The sequence below is a fragment of the Parvibaculum sp. genome (assembly GCF_035511255.1).
Classification (GTDB): Bacteria; Pseudomonadota; Alphaproteobacteria; order Parvibaculales; family Parvibaculaceae; genus Parvibaculum.
Genome location: NZ_DATKFR010000027.1, coordinates 1 through 4,217, shown reverse-complemented (window position 1 = coordinate 4,217; position 4,217 = coordinate 1). Strand labels below are relative to the sequence as shown.

The 4,217-nt window shown below is 65.9% G+C and carries 3 protein-coding genes; 1 reads left to right on the top strand and 2 read right to left on the bottom strand.

Features of this window, described 5'->3' with window-relative positions; translation table 11 throughout:
* A partial coding sequence (locus tag VMR03_RS00900) for a malic enzyme-like NAD(P)-binding protein (RefSeq protein ID WP_325401343.1) occupies positions 1 to 765 on the bottom strand: 765 nt, incomplete at its 3' end.
* Positions 766 to 933: 168 nt separating this feature from the next.
* Here VMR03_RS00900 and mutS point away from each other — a divergent pair.
* Positions 934 to 3,696 (top strand): DNA mismatch repair protein MutS, encoded by a 2,763-nt coding sequence (gene mutS / locus VMR03_RS00895; protein ID WP_414693137.1) that lies wholly within the window; start codon positions 934 to 936, stop codon positions 3,694 to 3,696.
* Between the two features lie 23 nt (positions 3,697 to 3,719).
* Here the strand turns inward: mutS and VMR03_RS00890 are convergent, their stop codons facing one another.
* Positions 3,720 to 4,019 carry a hypothetical protein gene (locus VMR03_RS00890; RefSeq protein ID WP_325401341.1) on the bottom strand — a complete coding sequence of 100 codons (300 nt, stop codon included), beginning with the start codon at positions 4,017 to 4,019 and terminating at the stop codon, positions 3,720 to 3,722.
* Positions 4,020 to 4,217 lie beyond the last annotated feature (198 nt).

The following is a 4,217-nucleotide window of genomic DNA, read 5'->3' as shown; positions in this document are numbered from 1 at the left end:
GAGCGTGCGTGCCTTGGTGGGAACGGCATGCGCCGACTTCCACTGGTTCATGCCCTCGGTGCGGCCCTGATAGATGACGCCCTTGGTGTCGCAGAGGAGCGCGTTTTCATGCGGCAGGCCCATCGCCTTGACGAGTTCGAGACAGGCGATGCCCGCCGATCCTGCGCCATTGACGACCATCTTTGTCGTCTTGATGTCGCGGCCCGTGAGGTAAAGCGCGTTGATGAGGCCGGCCGCCGTGATGATCGCCGTGCCGTGCTGGTCGTCATGGAAGACCGGAATGTTCATCAGTTCGCGCAACCGGCTCTCGATGATGAAGCAATCCGGCGCCGAAATGTCTTCGAGATTGATGCCGCCGAAAGACGGTCCGAGATAGCGGACCGCGTTGATGAAGCTGTCCGGGTCCTTCGCCTTGGTGTCGATTTCGAGGTCGATCGAGTCGACGTCGGCAAAACGCTTGAAGAGGACGGCCTTGCCTTCCATGACGGGCTTCGAGGCCAGTGCGCCGAGATCGCCGAGCCCGAGGATCGCCGTGCCGTTCGAGATCACGGCCACCAGATTGCCCTTGGAGGTGTAGTCATAGGCCGCGTCCGGGTTCTCGGCGATGGCGCGCACCGGCACCGCGACGCCCGGCGAATAGGCCAGCGACAGGTCGCGCTGCGTCGCCATGGGCTTCGTCGCGTTGATTTCGATCTTCCCGGGCTTGCCCTGGGAATGGAAGAGGAGCGCTTCCTCGTCGGTGAACTGGCGGCGTTTTTTGCTCATGATGGTCTGGAATCCGGGCGGGTGCGATCGACTTGTCCACAGGGGCGGGCGAGCCCGCTTTTTAGGCCCCCGGGCCCCTAATAACAAGCGAAGTCGGTTGATTTGCCCTGAAGATCGGAATTTCCCAACCCCTCTTTTCGGCTGGCATCGATCTGTTAGGCTCCGCCCATGTCACAACCCGCCGTCAATCCGCCGCCCGAGATCGAGCCCCAGCTCGAGGAAGACGCTCCGGCAGCCGATGCCGGTCCGGCGATCCCGGCCGACGCCACGCCCATGATGGCGCAATATCTGGAGATCAAGCGCACCTATCCGGATGCGCTGCTCTTCTACCGGATGGGCGATTTCTACGAGATGTTCTTCGAGGATGCCGTCAAGGCTGCCGAGGCGCTGGACATCGCGCTGACCAAGAGGGGCAAGCATCTCGGGCAGGACATCGCCATGTGCGGCGTCCCCGTCCATTCCCATGAGAGCTACCTCGAACGACTGATCCGCGCCGGCTTCAAGGTCGCCGTCTGCGAACAGACCGAGGATCCGGCGGAAGCCAAGAAGCGCGGCGCGAAATCGGTCGTCCGCCGCGAGGTTGTGCGCCTGGTGACGCCCGGTACGCTGACCGAGGACACGCTGCTCGATGCGCGCGCGCATAATTATCTGGCGGCGCTCGCCCGCACCGGCGCCGACCGGGGCTTCGGTCTTGCCTGGGCAGACGTCTCGACCGGCGAATTCGAGGTGACGAGCGTTACCGAAGGCGCGCTCGGCGCCGAACTCGCGCGGCTCGATCCGGGCGAGCTTCTGGTCGCCGACGGGTTTTTCCGCGACGAGGATCTGTCGGCGCTGATCGCGAGCCATGTGGCCTCCGTCACGGCGCTTCCGGGCGCGCGTTTCGATTCGGGCGCTGCCGAGCGCCGGCTGACCACGCATCTCGGCGTCGGTGCGCTGGACGGTTTCGGCAGTTTCACGAAGGCAGAGATCGCGGCGATGGGCGCGCTCCTCGGATATGTGGAGCTGACGCAGGTCGGCCGCATGCCGGCGTTGCAGCCGCCAAGTCGCGTCGCATCGGGTGCGGCGATGGCGATCGATGCGGCGACACGCGCCAATCTCGAACTGGTGAAGACGCTGAAGGGCGAGACGAAGGGATCGCTTTTCGCGACCATCGACCGCACGGTGACGGGCGCCGGCGCGCGCGAATTGAGCGCGCGCCTCGCCGCGCCGCTGACCGATCCGCTGGCCGTCAATGAAAGGCTCGATGCGGTCGAATGCTTCGTCGAAGCCCGCGATCTCAGGGCAAGGCTTCGCGCCGAATTGAAAGCGGCGCCCGACATGGCGCGCGCGCTGACGCGGCTTTCTCTCGGACGTGGCGGCCCCCGCGATCTGGCCGCGATCCGCGACGGGCTGACGGCCTCGCATGAACTGGCAAGCCTGCTCGACCGCGCGCCGACGAGCCTGTTGCCCTTGCCGAAGGAGATTGCCGCCGCCGCGGATTCGATCCGCAGCGCCGGTGCCGCGCTGCGCGACCGTCTCGCCGCCGCGCTCGCGCAGGAGCTGCCGCTGATCGCGCGCGATGGCGGTTTCATCGCGCCGGGCTTTTCGCCGCCGCTCGATGAACTCCGCATGCTGCGCGACGAGAGCCGGCGGCTGATCGCAGGCCTGCAATCGAGATATGCCGACGAGACGGGCATCTCGGTCCTGAAGGTCCGGCACAACAATGTGCTCGGCTACTATATCGAGGTCGGGCCGAAACATGCCGAGCGCATGCTGGCGCCGCCATTGTCGCAGAGCTATATCCATCGACAGACGCTCGCGAACGCCGTGCGCTTCACCACCGGCGAACTTGCCGATCTGGCCAGCCGCATCGCGGAGGCGGCGGGCCGCGTCCTCGAAATCGAACTCGGCCATTTCGACGAACTCGTCGCCGCGACGCTGGAAAAAGCCGACGTGATCGCGCGTGCGGCTTCGGCGCTGGGCGCGCTCGATGCGACGGCGGCGCTTGCCGAACTTGCCGTCGAGCGGCGCTACACGCGCCCCCGCGTCGATCAAAGCCTTGCCTTCCGTATCAAGGGCGGCCGCCATCCCGTCGTGGAGGCCGCCCTCGAACGCGAGGCGAGCGCGACGCCCTTCGTGCCCAACGATTGCGATCTCACCGGCGAAGGCGACGAGGCGCATCGCCTCTGGCTTCTCACCGGCCCGAATATGGCCGGTAAATCGACCTTCCTCCGGCAGAACGCGCTGATCGCGATTTTGGCCCAGATGGGAAGTTTCGTGCCCGCCGAAGATGCGCATATCGGCACGGTCGACCGTCTCTTCTCCCGCGTCGGCGCCGCCGACGATCTCGCGCGCGGCCGGTCGACCTTCATGGTCGAGATGGTCGAGACGGCGGCGATCCTCAATCAGGCGGGCGAGCGCGCCCTTGTCATCCTCGACGAGATCGGTCGCGGTACGGCGACCTTCGACGGGCTCTCGATCGCCTGGGCGGCGGTCGAACATCTGCACGAGGTGAACAGGAGCCGCGCGCTTTTCGCGACGCATTACCACGAGCTGACGGCGCTCGCGGAGAAGCTGCCGCATCTCGCCAACGCGACGATGCGCGTCAAGGAATGGGAGGGCGATGTCGTCTTCCTGCACGAGGTCGGCCCCGGCGCCGCCGATCGTTCATACGGTATCCAGGTTGCGAAGCTCGCGGGATTGCCGCCCGCCGTCATCCATCGCGCGCGCGAAATTCTGACGGCGCTGGAGAAGGACGGTTCGAGCGACCGCGCCCATGTGCTGATCGACGATCTGCCGCTGTTCTCGGCATCGGTGAAGGCCGCCCCCACCGCACCGCAAAGGAGCGCGGCGGAAGAAGCATTGAAGGCGGTCAACCCCGACGAACTGACGCCGCGCGAGGCGCTCGACATGCTCTATCGGCTGAAGAGCCTGAGCGCCGGGGACGCCTGAGGTCAAGCCCGAGGACCAGCGCGTCAGAGCGTATCGGGCTTCACATACATGTCCGAGATCGCGGCCTGCATGTCCCGGGCGCCCGTCGGGGCACTGCCGTTCTTGCAGGCCTGTTCACCCTTCTGCGCTTCGGCGCTCGCGTCCTTCCAGTAGGGCAACCCCTTCTTGAACGGTGTGAGGTCCTGATACTGCGTCTGGAGCTTGGCGCAGAGATCCTGTGCGTCGCTTTGCGAGAGCGTGTCGCCGGTGGCGGCGAAGGCCGGTGCGGCGGCCATAGCGACAAAGGCGGCGAGCGCCGCCGAAGCTGCAAGTCTGATCATCATCTTCTCCCTGTCCGAATGATCCCGTGCATCCTTGACATGGGAGCGGACCCCGGCACGGGAAAGAGAACATTGCCTTAAACCTTGGCAATGCTTCGTTCAGCCTTGCGTCTCGGGAAAACTTGCGTCGCGGGAAAAAGAGAACGGCACGCCCCGGGGGGAGAGGGCGTGCCGTTCGGGTCGAGGCCGGTCCGTTCGCGA